Annotated in this window: 15 protein-coding genes and 1 tRNA gene; 2 read left to right on the top strand and 14 right to left on the bottom strand. The window is 41.7% G+C overall.

What is annotated here, in order from left to right:
* Positions 1–34 precede the first annotated feature (34 nt).
* Together RIB15_RS01870 and RIB15_RS01875 are read left to right on the top strand one after the other, a co-directional pair.
* Positions 35–117: transfer RNA gene (locus RIB15_RS01870), tRNA-Leu, on the top strand.
* A gap of 291 nt (positions 118–408) precedes the next feature.
* A complete protein-coding gene (locus tag RIB15_RS01875) occupies positions 409–1,542 on the top strand; it encodes a substrate-binding domain-containing protein (protein ID WP_350200445.1) in 1,134 nt (377 codons plus the stop codon).
* A 26-nt stretch (positions 1,543–1,568) separates the two neighbouring features.
* On the opposite strand, the gene RIB15_RS01880 is transcribed toward RIB15_RS01875, so the two are convergent.
* From RIB15_RS01880 to RIB15_RS01945, 14 genes are all read right to left on the bottom strand, one after another.
* Positions 1,569–2,921: a glycoside hydrolase family 28 protein gene (locus tag RIB15_RS01880; RefSeq protein WP_350200446.1), complete on the bottom strand. Its 1,353-nt coding sequence runs from the start codon at positions 2,919–2,921 to the stop codon at positions 1,569–1,571.
* Between the two features lie 12 nt (positions 2,922–2,933).
* Positions 2,934–4,706: a sodium:solute symporter family protein gene (locus RIB15_RS01885; protein ID WP_350200447.1), complete on the bottom strand. Its 1,773-nt coding sequence runs from the start codon at positions 4,704–4,706 to the stop codon at positions 2,934–2,936.
* A 2-nt stretch (positions 4,707–4,708) separates the two neighbouring features.
* Complete coding sequence (locus RIB15_RS01890; RefSeq protein ID WP_350200448.1) at positions 4,709–6,499, bottom strand: glycoside hydrolase family 88/105 protein; 1,791 nt, start codon at positions 6,497–6,499, stop codon at positions 4,709–4,711.
* A 37-nt stretch (positions 6,500–6,536) separates the two neighbouring features.
* Entirely contained in the window at positions 6,537–7,364 is an 828-nt protein-coding gene (locus RIB15_RS01895; protein WP_350200449.1) for a phytanoyl-CoA dioxygenase family protein, read from the bottom strand.
* On the bottom strand, positions 7,361–8,122 hold the full coding sequence (locus RIB15_RS01900) for a 6-phosphogluconolactonase (RefSeq protein ID WP_350200450.1): 762 nt from the start codon (positions 8,120–8,122) through the stop codon (positions 7,361–7,363). Before RIB15_RS01900 ends, RIB15_RS01895 begins: the two co-directional genes overlap by 4 nt.
* Before the next feature lie 12 nt (positions 8,123–8,134).
* Positions 8,135–10,699: a beta-N-acetylhexosaminidase gene (locus tag RIB15_RS01905; RefSeq protein ID WP_350200451.1), complete on the bottom strand. Its 2,565-nt coding sequence runs from the start codon at positions 10,697–10,699 to the stop codon at positions 8,135–8,137.
* 4 nt (positions 10,700–10,703) lie between these two features.
* Complete coding sequence (locus RIB15_RS01910) at positions 10,704–11,603, bottom strand: sugar phosphate isomerase/epimerase family protein (protein WP_350200452.1); 900 nt, start codon at positions 11,601–11,603, stop codon at positions 10,704–10,706.
* The gene (locus tag RIB15_RS01915) at positions 11,596–11,739 is read right to left on the bottom strand and encodes a hypothetical protein (RefSeq protein ID WP_350200453.1); all 144 of its coding nucleotides are present in this window, start codon (positions 11,737–11,739) and stop codon (positions 11,596–11,598) included. Before RIB15_RS01915 ends, RIB15_RS01910 begins: the two co-directional genes overlap by 8 nt.
* On the bottom strand, positions 11,732–13,225 hold the full coding sequence (locus RIB15_RS01920; protein WP_350200454.1) for a sodium:solute symporter family protein: 1,494 nt from the start codon (positions 13,223–13,225) through the stop codon (positions 11,732–11,734). The genes RIB15_RS01915 and RIB15_RS01920 overlap by 8 nt, the downstream gene beginning before the upstream one ends.
* A complete protein-coding gene (locus RIB15_RS01925; RefSeq protein WP_350200455.1) occupies positions 13,222–14,019 on the bottom strand; it encodes a glutamine amidotransferase in 798 nt (265 codons plus the stop codon). The genes RIB15_RS01920 and RIB15_RS01925 overlap by 4 nt, the downstream gene beginning before the upstream one ends.
* A gap of 34 nt (positions 14,020–14,053) precedes the next feature.
* On the bottom strand, positions 14,054–15,901 hold the full coding sequence (gene uidA, locus RIB15_RS01930; RefSeq protein ID WP_350200456.1) for a beta-glucuronidase: 1,848 nt from the start codon (positions 15,899–15,901) through the stop codon (positions 14,054–14,056).
* A 33-nt stretch (positions 15,902–15,934) separates the two neighbouring features.
* Positions 15,935–17,191: an NRAMP family divalent metal transporter gene (locus RIB15_RS01935; protein ID WP_350200457.1), complete on the bottom strand. Its 1,257-nt coding sequence runs from the start codon at positions 17,189–17,191 to the stop codon at positions 15,935–15,937.
* 6 nt (positions 17,192–17,197) lie between these two features.
* The gene (locus tag RIB15_RS01940; RefSeq protein WP_350200458.1) at positions 17,198–19,783 is read right to left on the bottom strand and encodes a hypothetical protein; all 2,586 of its coding nucleotides are present in this window, start codon (positions 19,781–19,783) and stop codon (positions 17,198–17,200) included.
* A 73-nt stretch (positions 19,784–19,856) separates the two neighbouring features.
* Complete coding sequence (locus tag RIB15_RS01945) at positions 19,857–21,377, bottom strand: T9SS type A sorting domain-containing protein (protein WP_350200459.1); 1,521 nt, start codon at positions 21,375–21,377, stop codon at positions 19,857–19,859.
* Positions 21,378–21,444 lie beyond the last annotated feature (67 nt).

Below are 21,444 nucleotides of genomic sequence, written 5' to 3' on the forward strand. Positions count from 1 at the left end.
TCAAATTCTCTTTACCTTTGTATCTAATCGAAAAGCCCGAGTGGCGGAATTGGTAGACGCGTGCGCTTCAGGTGCGTATGTCCTTCGGACGTGGAGGTTCAAGTCCTCTCTCGGGTACAAAAGCCCTGTAAGAATTTTTGTCTTGCAGGGCTTTTTTATTCCCTCCTTCCCGTTAAAATTTTTCGCAATCAGAACCAGGATTTTTTCTAATGCAGATGTTGCTATAAGCAAGCTGACCTGTTTAGCATAAAGGCATAGCCTTACCAAACCCACTCTGCACTAAGAACTTATAATTTTCATAGGCTTGAGGGTAAAATCTGAGTAGTAATGTTTATGAAAATTAGTAAAAAGTGAGATTATTAGGTATATTAGGTATAGAAATATATTAAACAGCTTATAATATTAAAGATGGCTATTGATTTTCAGGATTCCACCCCTCTCTACGTCCAGATTGTTAAGGACATAAAAACAAAAATATCTACTGGCAAACTTGAAACCGGACAGCAACTTAAAACGCACAAAGAATTAGCCAAAGAATATGATGTAAGCCTGATTACAGTTAAAAGTGCTTTATCATCTTTAATCGACGATGGGTATTTATTCAGTCGGGTCGGAAAGGGTACTTTTGTAGCGAACAAAGAGGACACTCCGACCATATCTCAGCATGATTCAGTTGGCTTGGTTCTACAGGATCTTAAAAACCCTTTCTTTTCTTTAATTGCACACATGGTTGAAGAGACCGCCTATTCAAAGCGATATAATTTGTTGCTTTCCAATAGTTCCAGCAAAATTGAAAAAGAAGAGGGACAAATTACTCATTTTAAAAAAATGGGAGTAAAAGGCTTAATCATTGCTACTTTTCGCAAAAAGCCACATGCACCGGAAATCATACGAAACCTTCACAATGAAGATTACCCATATGTGATGGTTTCCTATGTAGCTGATGAAGATATTTGGTATGTAGGAACTGATCATGAAGGTGGGGCCCATATGGGAACCAAACATCTTATCGATTTAGGTTATACCAAAATTGGGTACATCAACAGTTATACAAATAATGCCCTGGGAGAGGTTAGGCATACCGGATTTAAACGTGCATTAAGCGAATATGATATTCCCTATAACCCAGATTTTAATCTTCGCCCCTCTTTTCCCAATTCACTTAATGGCTTTGATACCGGATATCAGCTGGGTGATGTTTTTAACCAACTAGAGCATAAACCCGAGGCGTATTTTTCATACAATGACTTAACCGCCCTTGGATTTATAAAACGAATTCAGGAGCTGGGATATCGGGTGCCTGAAGATGTTGCCGTAGTCGGATTTGATGATATTGACCAGGCTGATTATGCCAATGTCCCTTTAACCACTATTCATCAGCCGGTTGAAAAAATCGGAGCTGCCGCCATTGACAAATTGATTAACAGGATTGAAGGAAGGCCAACCGAACACCGGACTATATTCCCTCCTACTCTGGTAATCAGAGAGTCCTGCGGAGCTTCCATTGCAGAAAGTGTAGAGTCAGATTTGAAAAGTCATTGATTATCGTTTAAGATTGGATATCTGAATTAATTGGGCGGGAATTTAATGAGCTTGCCGTTAATACTAACATTTTTGAATTCCAGACCTTCAACATGAGCGATGTTTTGAGGTTTATCAGCATCAGCAATATTTAAGTTGATAACCGTAATATTTTTGGCGGGCATTTCAGGGATGCCTAAAATTTCAATTCCCACTCTGGCCTTTTTAGCTTCTACATTTTCAATGACAAAGTGTTCATATTCAGCCGGGAAATTCCCTCCACGGTGAGAATGATAGTTGGTATGAAAACGAAGCAGAATATCAGCTGCTTCAACCTTGGTATCTTTCACATACACATTCCGGATAAATCCACCCCGATCCAGATTTGATTTGAAATAAATGGCTGAAGCAACCTTTCCTAATTCGTTATTCTCCATATAGATGTACTGTACTCCGCCAGACATTTCACTCCCTACTGCAAGTGCATTATGGCCTTCCATATAATTGTTACGGATTACAATATCCTCACTGGTTTTGGCTACTCGCCAGCCATCCTGATCCCGGCCGGATTTTATTACGATACTATCGTCTCCGGTTGAAAAACTATTTCCCTCAATGAGAGCTTTTGTGGAGGAATCAAGCACTACCCCATCGTTGTTTAAGCGGTAGCTTTTTACAGTTACATTTCGAAGTGTAATTTGAGTGCTATAAATAAAGTGATTTACCCACATGGGTGAATTTTTAATCGTAATCCCTTCTACCAAAATACTGGAGCTTGAAAAGAACTGTATAAAACTTGGCCGCAAATAATCATTTAAACCAAACACACGCTTATGTACCGGAGTACCTTCTGCCCCCATTTTCCTGAGCCTGTTCTGAGCTTCACTTTGTTTATCTCGCCAGGTCGCAAAACCATTTTCGGCATTGCCATTTAAGATTCCGCTACCGGTTATAGCCACATTATGTACCTGGTAAGCGTATATCAGGGGTGATAAATTGTACGCTTCTGTTCCTTCCCAGCGGGTCAATACCTGTGGCAAATAATCTGCAGGATTAGCACTAAAAACCAACTCCGCTCCATCTGAAATATGCAGGTTAACATTACTTTTGAGATGAATCGGACCTTTTACCAGCCACGTTCCTTTTGGGATAATAACTTTCCCCCCACCCTCATAATTTGCCTTAATTATGGCATTTTGAATCGCAGGTAGTGCATCCCCGGAATCGGCACCGAAATCAGTGATAGTAAATGTTTGGTCAGGAAATGTAGGAAGCGTTATATCAGCTACAATTTTATCAGCTGCATTCCATACATCCGATTGGGCTTGTGCACCTTGATAACCAGCTAGCCCTATGAAGACCGTTAATAAAACTAATAAGGCTAAGGATCTCTTTTTCATTATCAAATGTGTTTAAACAAAGCTTAAGAAATAGGCTAATAACAAGTATCCCATTACAATGATCCAGGAAATTCCAAAGCCTTTGAGATCTACTTCATAATTTTTGAAGCTGAATGTTTTCCTGAGATTCAGCAGATCAACAAGCAACAAACCTTCCCCGTTTTCTAATGCAGTCTTATTATCCAGCATTTTGGTTTCTCCGGTTGCTTTGGGAATGTCGTCTGCCACATTGCTGTCATCTGAATCGGGAATCAGGGTTTTGTCATCCAGTTCACTTTCATCGACATCAGAAACTTTAATTCCAGCTTCTTTCAACCGGTCTTCGTGACCAACCGGTGTATTTAGCAAAGAATAGAATACATTCAATCTACGCTCTTCTTCAGGTTTTGTGAAGTAACTGACCGTGATCATGGTTGCGAAGCCAATGGGAAGATACAGGGCAACCTGTTCCGGAAATGTCCAGCCATAATAATCGGTGGTAAAAGCTAAAATGGCAGTAATAATCATCGATGACCACGCTCCATAGCGATTTGCCTTCTTCCAGAAAACGCCCATCCAGAAAGCAATCCCGAGAAACGCCATGATCTTCCATATCAAAAATAATCCTTCAACAACAGAAGGAATATAAAGTGCGATACCAACTCCGGCTGCAACAACCGCCACAGAGCTTGCTCTGGCTACCGTCAGGTAATGTTTTTGATCTGCTCCCTTATTTAAAAAGCGCTGATAAAAATTCCTGGTGAATAAAGCCGATCCATTCACCATAAAGTTATTACATGCTGCCACCACAGCGGCAACGATAGCAGCTATCATCAAACCTATAAAACCTGTGGGCAGTAATTCCAGGATCGCCAGGCCAAATGCCTGTTCCCTTTGCGATACATCAGCAATCATCAAAGAAGGGAAAACAACTGCAATAAAGATTCCACTGAATACCCAGCCCAGAGTTACAAACCGCTTAAGGAAGTTGCCATACGTCCACCCACTACGACAGCTGATTTCTGTTTTCCCGGAACCATTTATTGACATATGATGTGGTTGCACTACAACACCCACCAAACCATTCAGCACTGCCATTACAATAAAGAACAGGGTTACCTCTTCATTCGCAACAAGACTAAACCAATCTTCTGGCAGGGCTTGATGTACAGCAGCCATTCCACCAGCCTGTTCCAGAGCAAAAGGTATAAGTAGAAAAGAAAGAAGTATGATGAAAAAACCCTGAATTAACTGAGTGCTCGCAGCGGCCACCAGCCCGCCCAACAGGCCATAAAGCACAAAGAAAGCAACCATACCAAATACAGCCATTTCCGTAGAAATTACTCCCCCGCTAACTGCTTCAATAGTTACCCCTGTACCTTTAAGAACAACACCAATGTTAGCTGCAAACCAGGCGAGGCCTACAAATGCGTAAGCTGCACCCATGCTGGTTCCGTACCTTTCTTCAAAAAAATCTCCGATTGTGATGTACCGCAAACGACGGTAGATGGGAGATATCAGCCAGTAAAAAGGTGTAGAAAATAAATACAACCACTGATACCAAATACCGGCAAGTCCAATTTGAGAAGAAGCCCCGATGACTGCCACTGCCTGATCAGCTCTTGTGCCTGCTCCGAATGCCTGTGCAATCATCAAAAGCTTTCCAAAGCGGCGACCTCCCATAAAATAATCGCCGGTTGATTTAACTGCCTTATTAGAATACCATCCTATAGCAGTGATTAAAACTATATATCCGGCTATTACCGTCCAGTCTAACAGGTTAATTCCAAGAAATACGTAATCCATAATTATTCCCCTTCCCCTTGCTGGTATCTTTCAACAGAAATGGCCGCATAAAGCAATGCTCCCAATCCGCGGGGATCACTTCGGCGCGTTCCCCAATTCGCATATTCTTCATCAGAAAACATAATGGGGGTACCGCGAACAATCCCTACAACATCGCCCTCTTCATTAATCTGCTGGGTTAAAGAACTCCATCCTTTATTTATTGCTTCATCATATACAGATCGATCCAGCCAGCCTTCATTTACACCCGTTGCAAAGGCTCTCACAAACATAGCTGTGGCTGATGTTTCAAGGTAAGTAGATGGGTCATCCAGCACCTGATGCCAGCGTCCATCCTGTGATTGTACGGCTAACAATCCTTCAGCATGCTGGCTGAAAATATTACGTATTCTTTCTTTCTGAGGATGATCGTCAGGCATGGCTAGCAGCAACTCCGTTTTCGCCATCATCGTCCATCCATTGGCGCGTCCCCATTTTGTGGATGAATACTCTCCATGTCTTGAAAAGTATCCGTGCCAATAAATACCGGATGGCTCATCCAACAAGTACTCATCAAACTTAATGACCTGATGAATCACCTCATCCAGGTATTTTTCTTCACCCGTAAGTTCATGCATCTTGAGCAACACGATACTTGCCATAAATAAATCATCAGCCCATACCGACATGGTATCCGGTGTAAAGCGGGCAAAAGTACCGTCCGGAAGTCGCGAAGCATCATTCATAATATAATCAGTAACTCGCTCGGCCAGCTTATACTCTTGCGATTCTTTATCAATTTGATTCTGCGCAATCAAACGATTTACAAATGGAACTGTCTGCATTCCCATATCATCCAGTAAGGAGAAGCGGAAATAATGGCCAAAAGGACTTTCAATCAAGCCATAATCTTCTCGCATTTGGGCAATATCATCAATGTTATTGAGGAAGAAATCCATGTGCTGATTGATATAATCGCTGTAATCAAGAGAAGAAAACTCGTTGGATACATTATTTATGGCATCAAGGAAAGTACCCCCCGAATAGTGCCAGTTTTGGTAGGTCAGCCAGCCGGGTAAAGATTTCACCAAATGCTTTTTTGGAAGATCCCATCGTATAATCTCCCCATTAACCGACGAAAACTCAGCTGTGACCAACTCCTGAGCACTTAGTTCAGGATTCATAAATGCAGATTCACCGGCTCCCTCCTGCACGGGACCGATCCACCAATATCCATAGCCAGTCAATTCTTCTTCTGTGGAAGGTGCCTGCGCATGAACAGCAGGGTGACTCAGTCCATTATCAGAGCGCACAACATTGAAGTAGATTCGGCTTGGTGCATCCGTACTGTTGGGAATAAATTTAATAGCCAGCTGATGCCCGCCATTATCTAACGAAACCGGAATCCGGTCCTCATATTCAAAGAGTCCATAGTCGATATAGTCAAAATGTCCTGCTGAATTTGTTGATTTTGAATAGATAGTTTTTCCGTCCAATTGAACTTTAATGGTTCCTGCAGGATAGGTGATAGCAAACTGAGGAGAAAAATCATACTCTCCGATTCCCTCTACCCTGAGCACCGAACGTGCGTAATAAATTCCACGGTCTCCGGCAGGAAACTCAACCATAAATATGCCATCTTGTTCGAATTCCTGAACAGCAGGTTCGAAATGAAATTCGGTTCCTTCCACAATTACATCCGAAACATGCCGGGCAAATTCCTCCGGAGACATAGCTGGGTCAGATTGCTGAGCACATCCGCCGAATATTGAAACAGTCATCAAAGCGGTTAAAAAAGATAGATATTTAAACATATTCATAATTGGTCGGTTTCAGATGAGAAATCGTGGTTTAGCGTTTGTAAATGAGTGGGTTTAAGTCTGTTGCAGCTACATCTCCGGGTTCAAGTCCGGGTAAAAAAGCATCCCGGTCAGCATAATGTGCTTCCCGCTGAAATTCACTGACTTTCACTCCATCCTCCATGTAAATGATCGTCATTACAGCCCGGACTTTATCTGACGTATTGGGGCCTGCCCGATGGAAAGTCCACCCACCATGGAAGCTTATTTCCCCGGCATCGAAACCTGAATCTACGAGTTCCAGATTTGCATCTGCCAGTTTTTGTTGGATTCTTGCTTCACTTTCGTCACTAATTTCCATATTACGACCAAAATCATATTTCTGGCTTTTTTTACTGAATGCAAGAGGCCCCATATTTTGAGTGGTTTCCTGCAATGGAATCCAAGCGGTAATTGTATTATCCGTATCTAGTGGCCAATAGTATTGGTCGGCATGCCATGGAGTAATATTACTGGTTTTACCTGTTGGTTCTTTGTAAAGTGCCTGATCGTGATACAAACGCACACCTTCAACTTGCATTAAGTCTGCCGCAATTTTACCAAGTCTTTTGCTGAGTACCAGTTTTTTTATAATCTCATTGGAATTAAACAAGTTTCCAATTTGGATAAATGCTTTCTCAAAAGTTGAGCGCTCTTCCATGGGTTTCTTAATCAGCGGATTTTTCTCGTGTACCACTTTGGTGATTTCATCATTAAAATAGTCCAGTGTTTCCTGATCCAGAACATGCTTCAATTTTATGAACCCGTTTTCCTGATAATATTCTATATCTCCGGGTTTCAATTCATAAGGTTCGCTTAATCTTTTCTCGATGTCATTCATGATAGTTTCTCCATGATGTTTTTTGATGAGTGAGTGTCTAAGTAAAGTTTTGCATTCGGATGAAGCCGCAATACGGTAGATGGGCATTCTGTTGAAACAGGATGAAATACGGTTTTTGCAACCGCTTTGGCTTTAGCAGATCCGGGAACTACAACCGATAAGTAATCTGCCTTCATTAAAGTTGGGATGGTAAGTGTTACGGCAGTTTGCGGAACTTCATCCAGTGTTTTGAATTGCCCGTCATTAACCTGTTGCTGTCTGCATATTTCATCCAGCTTTACTTCCTTAAACACTTCAGGGTCTTTAAAATCAGCTACAGGAGGATCATTAAATGCAAGATGCCCATTCTCTCCAATCCCAAGGCAGATAATATCGATATCCGCTTCGCTGATAAGGTTTGAGTAGGTTTCAAAATTGCTTTGTATGTAATGCACTGCCCCAAATGGTTTGTACTGAAAAAGGTGTTCTTTTAGGAAATTACCAAACCTTTGAGGGGCTTCGTTTGTAATGGTATGATATTCATCCATATGAAAAGCGATAACCTTTTGCCATGGGATGTCATCAAACTCAAGCAGTTCTTCGAAGAATTCTTTTTGTGAAACAGCTGCTGCAAATACCATCCGAATGGATTCTTTCTCAGCTGAAACTTTCTTAATTCTTTCAGCTACCTCATGAGCAGCTTCCCTGCCCATAGTTTGCCGATCCTCTGCGATAGAGATTTTTAAATTACCTGCAATATGTTTTTTGATCGTACTCACCACAATCTCGTCTTATTCAATAATTCTATATCGGTTCTTGTAACTGCGCATTTCCGAGTCCGGCAACCGAAAACTAAATGCCCAGTCACCGTTGCTGTTTGTTACTCTGATCATCAGGTGATTCCTTCCTTCACGAAGCGGTAAATACATCTCGTCTTCATCCAGTTTAAAATCTCTTTCCACATAATTTTTGTGCACCTGCTCTCCATTCACAAAAACTTCAATACCATCACTGCTTCCGGCCAATGCCCGAACTTTTCTGTCTTCAGGTACATCGATGTGGGCAAAAGCGTATCCAATTACATTTTCTGATCTGCCGTGAATTTCATCTAAATCAACTTTTGCAAAGTACGGTGTATTAACTCGTCTCCAGCGGTACTTCACATCATCATAGAAAAACTCTTCGGTCACATTAGGGAAAGTTTCTTCAATTCCGCTCATATCTTCCAGATGATCAACTCCCGGATCTTTATAGCCTCCCGGATTAGGAATGGGTTCAATCATCAGCCATCCCTGGAAATACCATCCTTCACTTTCTTCGATATCAAGACGGATTTCTGAAGGTGAAGGCAGCTCCTCTTCCTTATCAAAACCATAAGTTACGCTTAAAACAGAATCTCTTAATTCGGATAGGTTTGCAATCTGCATATCATACTTTTCAATTACCCGATCTAAGGCATACACTCTGTTTTCCATAGACCACAAGTGCTGATTCCGAGTCTTTAACTCAGTCAAATCAGTATAAGCTTCAGAAATAAGTCCATATGCTTTCACCAATTTTGAACGGGCAGCCATTCTATCTTCATTCTGAATTGATAATGCCTCTGTATAATTAGAAGAAGCCTCCACCAATGCAGGGCGACTGGTAGCCATAAACTTGTATAAATCGATGATGTGCTGGATGTATAAAAGATCTTCCTCATAGATCAGAGGGTCGTAGCTTTGTAGATGATCTTCTGCTTGCTGAGCTATGTCCATCACCTTAGGCCAGTCCTGAATATTCATGAGAACAGTCTCTCCTTTTTCCGGAACTACTTTAGCCCAAATGATATCTTCATTCATCTTCTCTGTTGACTTCAAATTGGCCAACTCGTTTAGGGAATGAATAGCTTCAGAGAGTCCATTTCCTTCTGCTCCATATACCGCGCGGTTAAACCGGGTGTCATAAGTATCATCATCGAAGTTACTGTGCCAGCTTTGGTCGGCCGCATAAGCTACTCCGTACCAATCTCTGGAGAACAGTGCAAAACCGCCATCATCCCAAACCGTATTTAACATACCCCAGGCACCTTGTTTTACTGTTTCTTCCATAAATCCACCGATATTTCCTCTAGCTACGTTAAAATCCGGAATAGTACTGTAGGAGTTCAGGATTCCTGTTGATACAAGTTGGGTAAAGCCCGCCTCTTTAAATGGAATAATTCTGTGGGAATAATCTTCCATAATGTCGTAACCCCACGTAATCAGGATGATATCTTTAGGAAGCAGTTCAAGCAGCTTGGGATGCTCGAGGGCAATATCTCCCCACATCATAACCTTCTTGCCCATGCCTGTAATAATCTTGTGTATTCTTTTGATGTGATTTGCATACACCACTTCCATTCCCAAACTGTCCACCATTCCCTTAGAAGCGCCGGTGCCTAAATCAAAGGTTTCATCGGAATTGATGTGAAAGTAATCAGAGTGAAAAGCCGGGATCATTTCCGAATAAATATCTTCAAGGAGTTCATAACTTTCTTCAAAAGCCGGTGAAAGCAGCATCCCGCTTTCTCCCAAATGTGCATACTCAGGATGCTTCAGGATCTGATCGAAGTGCCCAAATGATTGAAAGTTGCCAACCAGGTCAATGTGGAATTTTTTTGCGTAATCAGCTAACTCTGCCCACTCGTCGATATCCAATGCACCGCCGGGAGGAGCAAATGCAGGGTGACTTTCTGTCTTCACCACATCCTGTGTATAGTACGTTAACAGATTGATCTTCATCTCTGCCATACGCTCAATCTGCTGACGCATGTACTCTTTGGTTGGAACCGGACCACGACTTATATCATCCATCATGCCACGTATTTCCAGATCGGGCCAATCCGTAATCTTTAAAGCTGGTATTTCGCCTTCTTTTCGTTGGGTTCTCACCAATTGTTTTAAGGATTGAACGCCGTAAAAAGCACCTTTTATGGTATTTGAAGAGATTAAAATCAGATCCTTTGATACCATCAGTTGGTAGCCTTCATCTCCGATTTTGTCATTTGTACTTACTCCATACTTTTTAGCTAATCGATCAAATTTATTACTATCACCAAAAATCCCAACTACAATTTTATGGTCCGCTTTTGCGGAAATTTCCTTATCCAAGCTTTGCTGGAATTCCTTAGATAATTGCTCAGCAAGAAAAGCTTCTTCTTCACTATCACTTAGATGAAATTCAATTGAAATATCCTCAGAAAGAGAAAACGTGCCCTGCATGAATTCAACCTGCTGGGGATTTGGAACCAGGTTTATATTCTGTTGAGCAACTACTGTATTTATACAGAGAGTAGTAAACAGAACTGCGAATAACGTATTTCGAATGGTTTTCATAGTCTTATAGCTTTTCTTGAATAAATTTTGCGGCATGGGTATATGCTGAATCTAAATCGGCTACATCCGACTCATCTCCTCCGATATCAATCCCGAAATGTCCTTTAAAACCAATTACATCTAAAGTCTCAAAGAAATCATCCCAACGGATTATTCCTTCTCCAATAGCCAGGTGTTCAACTTTTTTTCCTCTGTTATCCGAGATGTGGATGTAATCGATGTAATCTTTAAGTCTTCTTAGAGAAAGCTGGAGGTTATCCTTGAGGAAGTATTGATTGGCAGTATCGAAATTAAAACGAAGATTATCTCGCCCAACAGCATCATGAAAATGCAGAAAGGCATCTGTTGTAGAGGCTAAAACACCCAGAGCCGGATGCATTTGGTACGTAAGATTATAGTTTGCAGCAATGTCACATGCCTCCCGATACGTAGATGTAAGCTGCTCCCAATACTTTTTCCAATTCAGGTTTTCAGGGAATTTTGCTGCAAGAATTACATCTTCATGATAATGTCTTACAACCGGGATATCTTCCGGAAACTGATAGGGTGGTAAAGGAGCATTATCCAAAATTCCGACTGATCCTAAAGCAGAAGCAACTTCACAGCCTTTCTCAAATAACTCAAGATTGTGTTCTCTTTCTTTTGGATTATCTGATGAAAGTCCGGGCAATACCGCACAGAAATAGGGAACTTCCAGTTCCAGCTCTTTTACTTTTTTGCTGATGCCCTGACGCAATTCATACACCTCATTCAGGTGGTCTTCCCTGATACCTTCAAGCTCTATTGACTGAAAGCCCATAGCTTTAAATTCATCCAGGTATTGGAGCGTATCTCCAGCTGGAGGGGGATACCCATACTTACTGATGGTATATAAATATGCACAAGTGATTCTTGAATTAATCATTGTTCTGTAAATCGGGGTCGTTAAAAAGTTCTTTAATCTCAGCTATTCCTTTTACCGAAACAATTCCTGCAATCACAAAAAATATAATCGCAAATACTCCAAATATGATCATCCAAATCATGGTAGCTTCATTCATAACTAATCTCCGCTTCGTTAATAATTTTGGCCGGATATTTCTTCTGTGTAGCCAACGAACCAACTATCATACCTAAAGCTGCAAGAATAAAACTAAGAAACCCTGCGATGTTAACATCTGTTGCGAATGCAAGCCAAGACGGCAATTCAGATGAGAATTTTTCCAAAAGCAGAAAGGCTGCCGGAGTTACCGCTCCTAAAATTAATGCAGCCTGAGCCCCTACATCGTTCGCCTTTTTCCAATATAAACCGGCTGTAACGGTGCCCAAAGCACCTGCTGTGTACATGGTCCCCGTTATAAATATGTACTGAAAAGCCGTTTCAGGAATTTGATACCATAGTCCAAATACGAGCAAGAAAAGCCCAATCAATCCTGATATAAATCTGGATATGAGCATTTTGGTTTGCTCACTAAATCCGCCCGGTTTCAAAATTGAAATAACATCCAAAGTTATCACCGAACTCCAGGCGAGTACATACGAACTATAGGTAGACATAGAAGCTGCTAACAAACCTGCTACCAACAAACCGAGTAAGCCAACCGGAACCAATTCACCAAGTAACATGGGCATGGCGGCTGCACTATTCTCGCCAGCACCGAAGTAGGCGAAAGCAGCAACTCCCCAGAACATTGGAATCATGGCTCTTCCGGCAAAAGTAAGTCCTGTAATCCAAAATACTTTCTTAGCTACTTCAGGACTTTCAGATGATAATGCCTTGGATGTACCCGGCTGCCATAGTGCAGCAGCGGCAACATTTGTCACCAGGATCCAGACTATAAAGCTCCAGCCAAACCTTGGATTTTCTATTGGATTAAAACCACCGCTGCCAAAACCTGACATTACGGATTCGGAAATCAGGCTTAGATCAACTTCCAGCAGAACGATTATAGTCGTAGCAAGCATTGCAAATGAAAGCACCACATATTGCATGAAATCTGTAATGACAACTGAAAACATTCCCCCGAGAATGGTGTACGACATTACCACAATTAGCATCAAGGTCATAATAAACCCCAAAGCCTGTGGCCCAAAACCCATTACTTCGGAAAGAAATATTCCGTCAAATTTCAAAAAGATTCCCATATTCAGCACACCTCCAACAAACAGAATCAGGCCGCCGGTTACCCGAACTTTCTTATTGAACCTGAGTTCATAGAATTCAGGAATGGTCATCATTCCATAGTGCCGGAGTTTTTCAATAATAAAGCCAGTTTTCCCAACTGTTGTGTATGCTATCATAGCCAGAATTCCAATGACAAAGCATGAGAAACCTGTCACATATCCCAGTTCCCCAAAGTAAACGAAGGTTACCGTACCTAACTCAGTAGCGGTAAAAGTAGCCACGCCCAGCGAAACTTTAATCTTCCGGCCGGCTACCATATAACCACTAAGATTCTGAACATACCTCTTCACCCAGATACCCACATAGACGGTAACTGACAAATAGGTAATTAGTATTATCCAGTCTATTGGTGTGAAATTCATGCCTTGGGATTAAACAGTTGTGTCCAGAATTGCTGGTATTGTTCCCACTTCATGAAATTAATTCCCCAGTGAGGACTGGCACCGGTCATCCAGGTTGAAACCCTGCCTTTACCAAATTCATGCTCTGCTAGTAAAGGATGCCACTCCCCCATATTTTCAATTTCAACAATGGCAGTAGCAGATGATTTAAGCTTCGTTTCATTGAATCCCAGTATGGGAGGAACGGTATCCCAATCGAGTCCCTTAACGGCTCGGTGACTATCTTCTACCGTTCTTACTTTATAACTCGAAGTTGATTCTATCAAATCATCACCAACCAAACAGTCTACGGGTAGCACATTCTTGAACCGGGATCTGCCCCAGCCACCTTTACCAAGTTCACCCGAAAAGCTTAGCCATCCTCCATTCATATGAAAATGGCCACCCTCTTCCACCCATTCTCTCAGCAGGTCAAACCGGTCCGGGAAGGTAACATAGGAATCTTCCCATTTCGTGCGGTTAAAGAAGTCAGGATGTAACATCAGGCATTTAGTTTCTACATCTGCAAAAATAATGATGTCGGCCCATTCCAGTCTCTCGTCAAACTCTTCCGGTGACATATGATACAATTCCCAGGACGGTTGTGTTATAACCTCAGCTGCAGGAATTTTCCGCAAAGTATCCACAAAAGGCTTTGCATAGTTCAGTACTTCTACATCTTTACTTGGAGCCTCAAAAGGAGATTCCACATACGTTTGGCCTATATGAATACACCAGTTTCCAACATGCCAAATAGTTAATCGATCCGAACTCATACTTCTATCCAGGACTTAATTTAATACTGCTTATTTATTTTATATCGGGTATCAGGAATCCTGATTTAGGTTCCTTTGGGCGGTGGTCATCCAGAATCTTTTCAAATGAATTCCAATGATCTCTTAACTTGAATGCCACACTTTTTGGGTGACGGTCGCGTGTAAATACACCTTTCTTGTTTAGTACAACTCTGCGGAAATGCTGTGGCGTCATAAAATCGGCGAAGTTCCATACATGGGCTCCGGCAACAAAATCTCTCTGTTCCATGACCTCCAGATATTTAAAAATAAAAGCCGTCTGAAATTCTTCCGTAAACATTTGTGCAGTAGTAGCATGCAAGCCTTCCACTGTATCTGCACCAAACTCAGTAACCATCATTGGCTTGCCATATTTTTCAAATGTGGCATCCAGTTCTCTGGCTAAATCTTTACCTGCCTGCTCCAGGTCTACCGGCTTTGTGTACCAACCATAGTATCTGTTTATTCCAATGATATCACACGATTCCAGCACTACATCTTCTTCTTTATGTGCTGCCATAGAAATTGACATGATGGGGCGGCTGTTATCTAATTCCTTTGTGAACTCATACAACTCTTTAAAATACTTTTTACTGGCATCATTTTGATAAAATTCTTCAGCCCATAGATTTGGTTCATTAGTAATGGACCATGAAATCACACTCGGGTGGTTCTTATCCCTTTTTATTAATTCCCTGATCGCTTTTTTATGATTATCGAGCAGTGGTTTTAATTCATTAAAATCATCTGACCAAAACCCCAGACTTACCGCCGGAACCTCGTCTATCACCAGGAAACCAAGCTTGTCTGCCAAACGCATCATTTCTTCATCGTAGGGATAATGACTTGTCCGGTATGAGTTGGCACCAATCCATCGCATTAATTCATGATCTTTAAGGTATGCCGGACGAAACTGGCCTCTCCCCACAATTGGAAAGTCTTCGTGCTTACCAAAACCACTCATAAAAAGCGGCTCATTGTTAAACATCACTTTTCCTCCTTCAACCCGAACTTCACGAATACCAAATTGCTCGTGATATTCATCTATAACCTTACCTTCTTTTATCAGAGAAATTGTAGCGGTGTACAGATAAGGATTTGAAGGAGACCACCAAACAGGGTCATCTATGGAAAGTTCACACTTTCCGTTTTTACTTTGGCTTTCAGCTATTTTTTGATCATCCGCAGACAAGATCTGGACATTATAGTCCAGATCCCCTTTTATGTCTGCGGTGATGGTTACTTGTCCTTCCAGAGTAGAAGTAATGGAGGTATCTTTAATAAACTCTTTGGGAGTTGTAACCAGTTGTACAGAGCGTGTGAGCCCGCCATACGGGAAAAAATCAAATCGGGTGGCCGGATAAAGATGCCGGCGTTCATAGCTTGGCGTATTGTAAAGCGGTGATTCCGGGCTTACGTCCTGTGGAATGGTATGCATCGACAGAGAACTGTCTACACAAACCACAAGGTGATTCTTCTGGCCTTTATCAGTAAGTGCGTCTGTTAAGTCTAATTCAAAAGGCAGAAACCCTCCTGAATGTTCACCTATAAAATGTCCATTCAGCCAGACTTCTGCCTTATGATCAGCAGCGGCAACACGCAGCCAAACTTTGTTTTTATCCTGAATTGCCTCGGGAATGGAAAAATATGTTTCATGCCATGCTTTACCCACATAGTTGCGCAATCCTTGCTCTGCAAGCTGTTCATTCCAGGATCCCGGAATAGCTATAGAATGCACTTCCCCGGATAGTTTATTCTTATACCATTTTTCCTGATGACCTTTTGCATCAGGATCTGCTTTTAAATTCCAGTACCCACTTAAATCAAATACTGCGCGAAAATTATTTTGTTGTGGAAAGAGCATGCTATCCTTCTAATTGTTCAATGTTACTATTTTCTAAATCCCAAAAATCCCAATGATTCCCAGTACTGCCATTATGAGTGAAAAGAGAAAAATCACACCCAAAACTACATTTTTGGCTGGTTTGAGAGCATGTTCTCCCACCACCTCTTTTCGATTCATAAGAATGATCATAAACAAAATGACAACCGGAGTAACTGTAGCGATAAACGCCTGGGACAATATCATTATGAAGACGGGTCTGCCTCCAAATAACGGCACCGTGAGAGTTAATAAAACGATGCCTAGTGAGATTAATCTGTTCGTCTTGGATTGAAAGTCAGGATTCACCCCCTGATAATCCGAAAGCAGCATGGGAGCCAGCATAATGTGGGGAAACAATGAAGAAAGTCCTGCAGCCAGAATACCACCCACAAAAATTGAAACAGCAAATCGTCCGGCAAAAGGCTCAAGAAGGCGTACCATATCTATGGCATTATCTACCTTCATACCCTGCTGATGCAATGTGCCCGCTGCAGCTGCCATCACCGCAATACTTAATACAAACATCAAAATGGCTGATATCTTTGCGTCTCTTTTTTCGAGTTTAAACTGTTCGACTCCCCATCCTTTTCCTTTAATAAGCACCGAGCGAACTACATAAATTACGGCCCCCATCGTTGTGCCAACCATACTTGCGATAAGCAAGAAGGCTCCAGATTCATTAGGGACTCCGGAAACAATGCCCGCGATTACTTCCGATGGTTCAGGAATCACCATAAACATGGTAATTATGAAGCTCAGCCCCATCACTCCTACAAATACCGCGAGCACTTTCTCGAAGAAGTTTTGCTTACCCTTCCAAAGCAAAGCATACAATGCCCCACCAAAGAAAATAGTTGAGTATAGCGGATCTATTCCTGCACCGGATGCTGTAAGTGGACGCGTCCACTCCTGAGTAACCTGGGTCACTATGGCCATGACCCCAATACATCCTACTGCCTCTGTAAATATTAAAGCAATAAGTACAAACAAGCCTGCAGGTTTACCGAAGTGCTTTTTATAACTGTGAATAACTGTATCACCGGTCACAATTGTATACTTGCCAAAAAGAACAATAAGTATGTACGTAAAAATGCAGGAAAGCATTAACGGCCATGCCATTCTCATCCCATACTCAGCTCCGGTAGAAGCCATTGAAGTTACACTTCCGGTTCCAATATTGTAACCAATGATGAACAATCCCGGCCCAATAGAGATAATGAAAAGCTTAAACTTTTCCAGAAAACCTGTTTTTGATAGTGAATCTGACATCTACACTTATTTAGAAATTTGTTGAATAGAAATATTGACTAACTGTTTAGATGGCAGCTTTAACCGGATTCTATCACCACCTTTATTTATGGTGATATCCCTTGATTCGAAAGTCTCTCCCCGGGTGATTAATTTCATTTTGTAGTTCCCTTTCGAAAGTTGCCAGGAGCGCATGGTTAGTTCTTCATCCTTCTCTGAAAAAGAATAAAGATCTGCTTCCAGCATTGTCGAATCACTATCTGTAACCAAATAGGTAATATCCCTGCTGGCATCTTCCCAGCTTACCGCTATATAAGGTGAGGAGCTTTCAGCAATACCGTATCCCGTAACCATACCTTGTACAATGCCTATTTCTCGTGCATTACCTGGCCCGATATGAATACGATCGGTATGGATTGCTTCCGTAGTAAATAGCGGATAGTTGTAGCGGATAGTTTCCAGGTAGGGTTGAATACCCTCAACCAAATAACTGGTATTACCAGAAAGTCTGTATTTAATGAATGGAGTGCCATGAGCAATGATTAAATCATCATAGTCTGTATAGCCAGTAAGCAATCGCCAGGTACCAACTACATTCCAAAACCCATCACTGTTACCCAGCTGATAAGCAGCCCAGCCTTCAGAACCCTCTTCAAAAGGATTATCCGACTTCATCAGATAGCTGTCATACTTTGAAACCAAATCTAAATGCTGAACAAAAGGCTTCAGGTACTTATCGTTGCCTGTCATTGTCCAGGTAAATAGCAGCTGATCCAGAATAGCGCTCCCTCCGCTCCAGTCGAAGTAATCCCAAAACATATTTGCCGTATACCAGTTGTCTTCACTTCCGTTAAATTCTTCAGACGGAAATGCTACAGAAGCTGGTATTATACCCAAAGGTTTACCCTTATCGGTTTTTTGAGATACAGCCAGCCAGCCATCTGCCCATTCTTTAAGAGCTGTTACAGTAGGTTCATCCTGTGTTTTCCAGGCATAATACCGAACTGCTTTTGCAGCACGTGTGGTATATGGAACATCCCGGTTTTTGGGCGGTTCTGTTTCTATTTCTGTTGAGCTAAACCACGCTGATTTAAAAAAGCGGTGGTTATTATCATTAAACCCTGTCCACAAGTCCTTAAAATATTTTGCAGAATAGGATAATCGCTCTTCATATTTGGTATCGTCATTATACAAAACCATAAGAGGAGCTGTATCAGAAATAAATTCTGAGGAGTGTTCTACATCACTTGGGTTCTTGGCATATCCCTTATATACTTTTGAGCTGTTCCAAACGCCATCGGCCAACTTCTTCCATCCCTGATACACCACAGAATCACCCGATAATATCAACGGTGACCAAAAGCGCAGAATCTCAACATCATCGCCGTATTTTCCTCCAAATTCACCTCGTTCGTCCTGCTGCTCCAGCACCCACCAGTCGGCAATATGCTTCAACCGATTGGTTACTTCCCATTGGGCAAAAGCCCAATCAGGAGCATTCGATGGCTTTTTAACATTATCAAAAGGATCTCCGTTATCAATTTTCTCTCCGTTGTACATTCGAACCAACTCATTCTGAGGATGAAGCTCTAGCATTTTAGCTAAATCTCTTTCGGCCGCATCCTTCTCATAATGAATTCCTCTTTCGAGCCATAACCAGTACAGCAATCTCCCTCTGTACCAAAGTTCCCGTTCATAGAGTGGGTTTTCATCTGCTCCTTCGTAATTTAGGAGTCCATCGTAAAGCATTACCGTTTGATGCAGGTGATCAAACAGCCCTAATTCAGTTTGTTCGGTGTATTTGCTCCAACCCCGGTACCAAAAGTATTTCTCTGCTTTCTTCAAGATTTGGAGCTGTAGTTTCCAGAATGCTGCAAAGTTCTCGTATTCTTCTTGTTGAGCCAACCGATCCAGTTTTTCTATCATTGGCTCCAGTTTTTCTTCACTATCAAAACCACCGGCAGATTTCATTTCTTCATAAATCTCTGCTGCCTTTCCCTTTGGTTCTGAATCCGGAATTACTGAAAATCCGAGAAGCCGAAATACATCTTCATTCCCTACAAAGTCTAATTGAAGACCCTGATCTTCTACCGTCACTTTTTGCTGGATCACACGATATATTTTCTGAATGCTTTCCCGCTCTTCAGAATTGGGAGTAAATGTTTGTAGCCAGGGAGTAATATTTTTACCATTAGCTATTATGTTTGCTGTGCTTGAATCTTCTAGCCCTGCTTCAAACCAAACGGTAACCCACCATTCTCCCTTGGAAATATCCGCTTTGAAATTTAGCTCATCCCCTGCAATTCCATCTATCAGGAAAGCGTCTCGGGAAGGTTCCCAACCTTCATGAAAAAAGCTTTCGCCTTTATTATTACTGAGCCAGCCATATCCATTTTCTTTGGAATACTGCCAGCTTGCCGTCAAAGGAACACCATTATCTGAAAGCTCAGACTGAGCTGCTCCCGCATCAAAAAAATAGGGTTGCTGTTGAAAAGATATGGGTTCGGGTTGGTTTACTGATTTGCATGATCCGAATACAACGAGCATACAAGCCAAACACCACCAGAAATGTATATAGCTTTTGTACAAATTCTTTTTCGACTTCTTAAACATGAGTGAGCGTGCAATTAATACCGGAGGGCTCTTTCACCCGCCCTCCGGCTATTTTATGGAATCAATTTTGATCTTACTTGATAAGAGTCATTCTTCCGGTTTTCACAAAACTATTGTTACCAGCATTAGCTGTAACTCTGTAAATGTATAACCCGGATGTGAGACTGGAAGCATCAATCTTAATATTTTGGTTACTTCCTGCACTCATTCTTTGAGCAGGAATAGTCATCACCCGCTGACCAATCACACTAAATACATCAACACTTACATTAGCAGCTTCTGACAGGTTGAATGAAATATTGGTAGTTGGGTTGAATGGATTTGGATAATTACCATTTAGCTTAAATGATTGAGGAGCATCTTTTCCAGGCTCTTCAACTTCATTGCTTACGGTCATACCGCCATGCCAGATTAATGAACCAAGTTGCTGACCTGAGGTACCCGCAGTATAAGAATCAAAGGTAGCTGCGTATCCAAAGTCGAATGGTTCGCCATCAGTTGGCATATCCGGTTGAGAAGCATCCGGAGTTGCGTAGAATGAAGTCATAACATCTACAGGAACTGCCGGACCATTTGTAAAGGTGACATCCTCTGAGATGTTTGAACTTCCGGTACCCGCAGCCTCAATATAAGACACAGCGTTGGCATTAAAATCCACTGCTGGAAGAACGGAGTCAGGATAGGCATCGGTTAATGACTGATCTCTGTAAATGTTATTATTGCTGATAGTTACCGAGGCTTCACCCAGAGAATCTATCTGCGCCTGTGAAAGAGGATCAACACGTACTACGAACAATGATTCCTCTGCAACCTCAGATTCCGGTCTTCCCATGAAGGCACCATTAATAACCAGGTTATTGGTAAAGTATGCTTCAACAACTTGTCCAAATTCGAAGGCACCATTTTTTCCAATATTCACAACTGTGTTATGGTTAATATTGGCATAGTTTATTTCTCCACCAGCATCTCGTAATACCTGACTGGTAATATTATAGAATGTGTTGTTCTCCATAACAAGAGTATCAATCTGACTTCCTCGGTCATCAATTACGCGTCCATTATCCAAACTGGCTGTAGTACCGATGTTGCTAATTGTAGAATTGGTTATAAAAATCCGATTCCCCGAATTGTCAATTCGGAATGCAGCCTGTCCATCTTTGTCAAGATGACAATCATCAACTGTGATGGTAACATCATTTTCACTTACGCGAATAATTCTCAAATCACCATTTAAGGCACCGGTATTATCTTCTCCGGTAATATAAAGTCCTCGTACAGTTAAGTCTCCACGTGCACGAATGGGGCGGCTAGAAACTCCTCCCTCTCCAGCGGCAGGAACAAGCATTGGTCGCTCTCCTTCGCCTTCTTCAGCAACAATGGATAGATGATATCCTCTATTCTGTATACTTCCTTCCAAAGCATAAAATCCACCACGCTCAAGAACATAAACGGTATTCGAATCCACACGTGCACCTGTTTCGGTAGTATCACTGGCAATTGCCTCATTTAAGGTTCCTAAACCAGGCTCTACATTTACTGTTCGCTGTGCAAATACATCATTACTCGCAAACAACATCACTGCTGCTACTAGCAACAGTTTCGATATAAACCCTAATAGTTTTTTACTATTTATGGGCCTCCTTGTAGTATAAGTAGTATTC

This window comes from Gracilimonas sp. (assembly GCF_040218225.1).
Taxonomy (GTDB): domain Bacteria; phylum Bacteroidota; class Rhodothermia; order Balneolales; family Balneolaceae; genus Gracilimonas.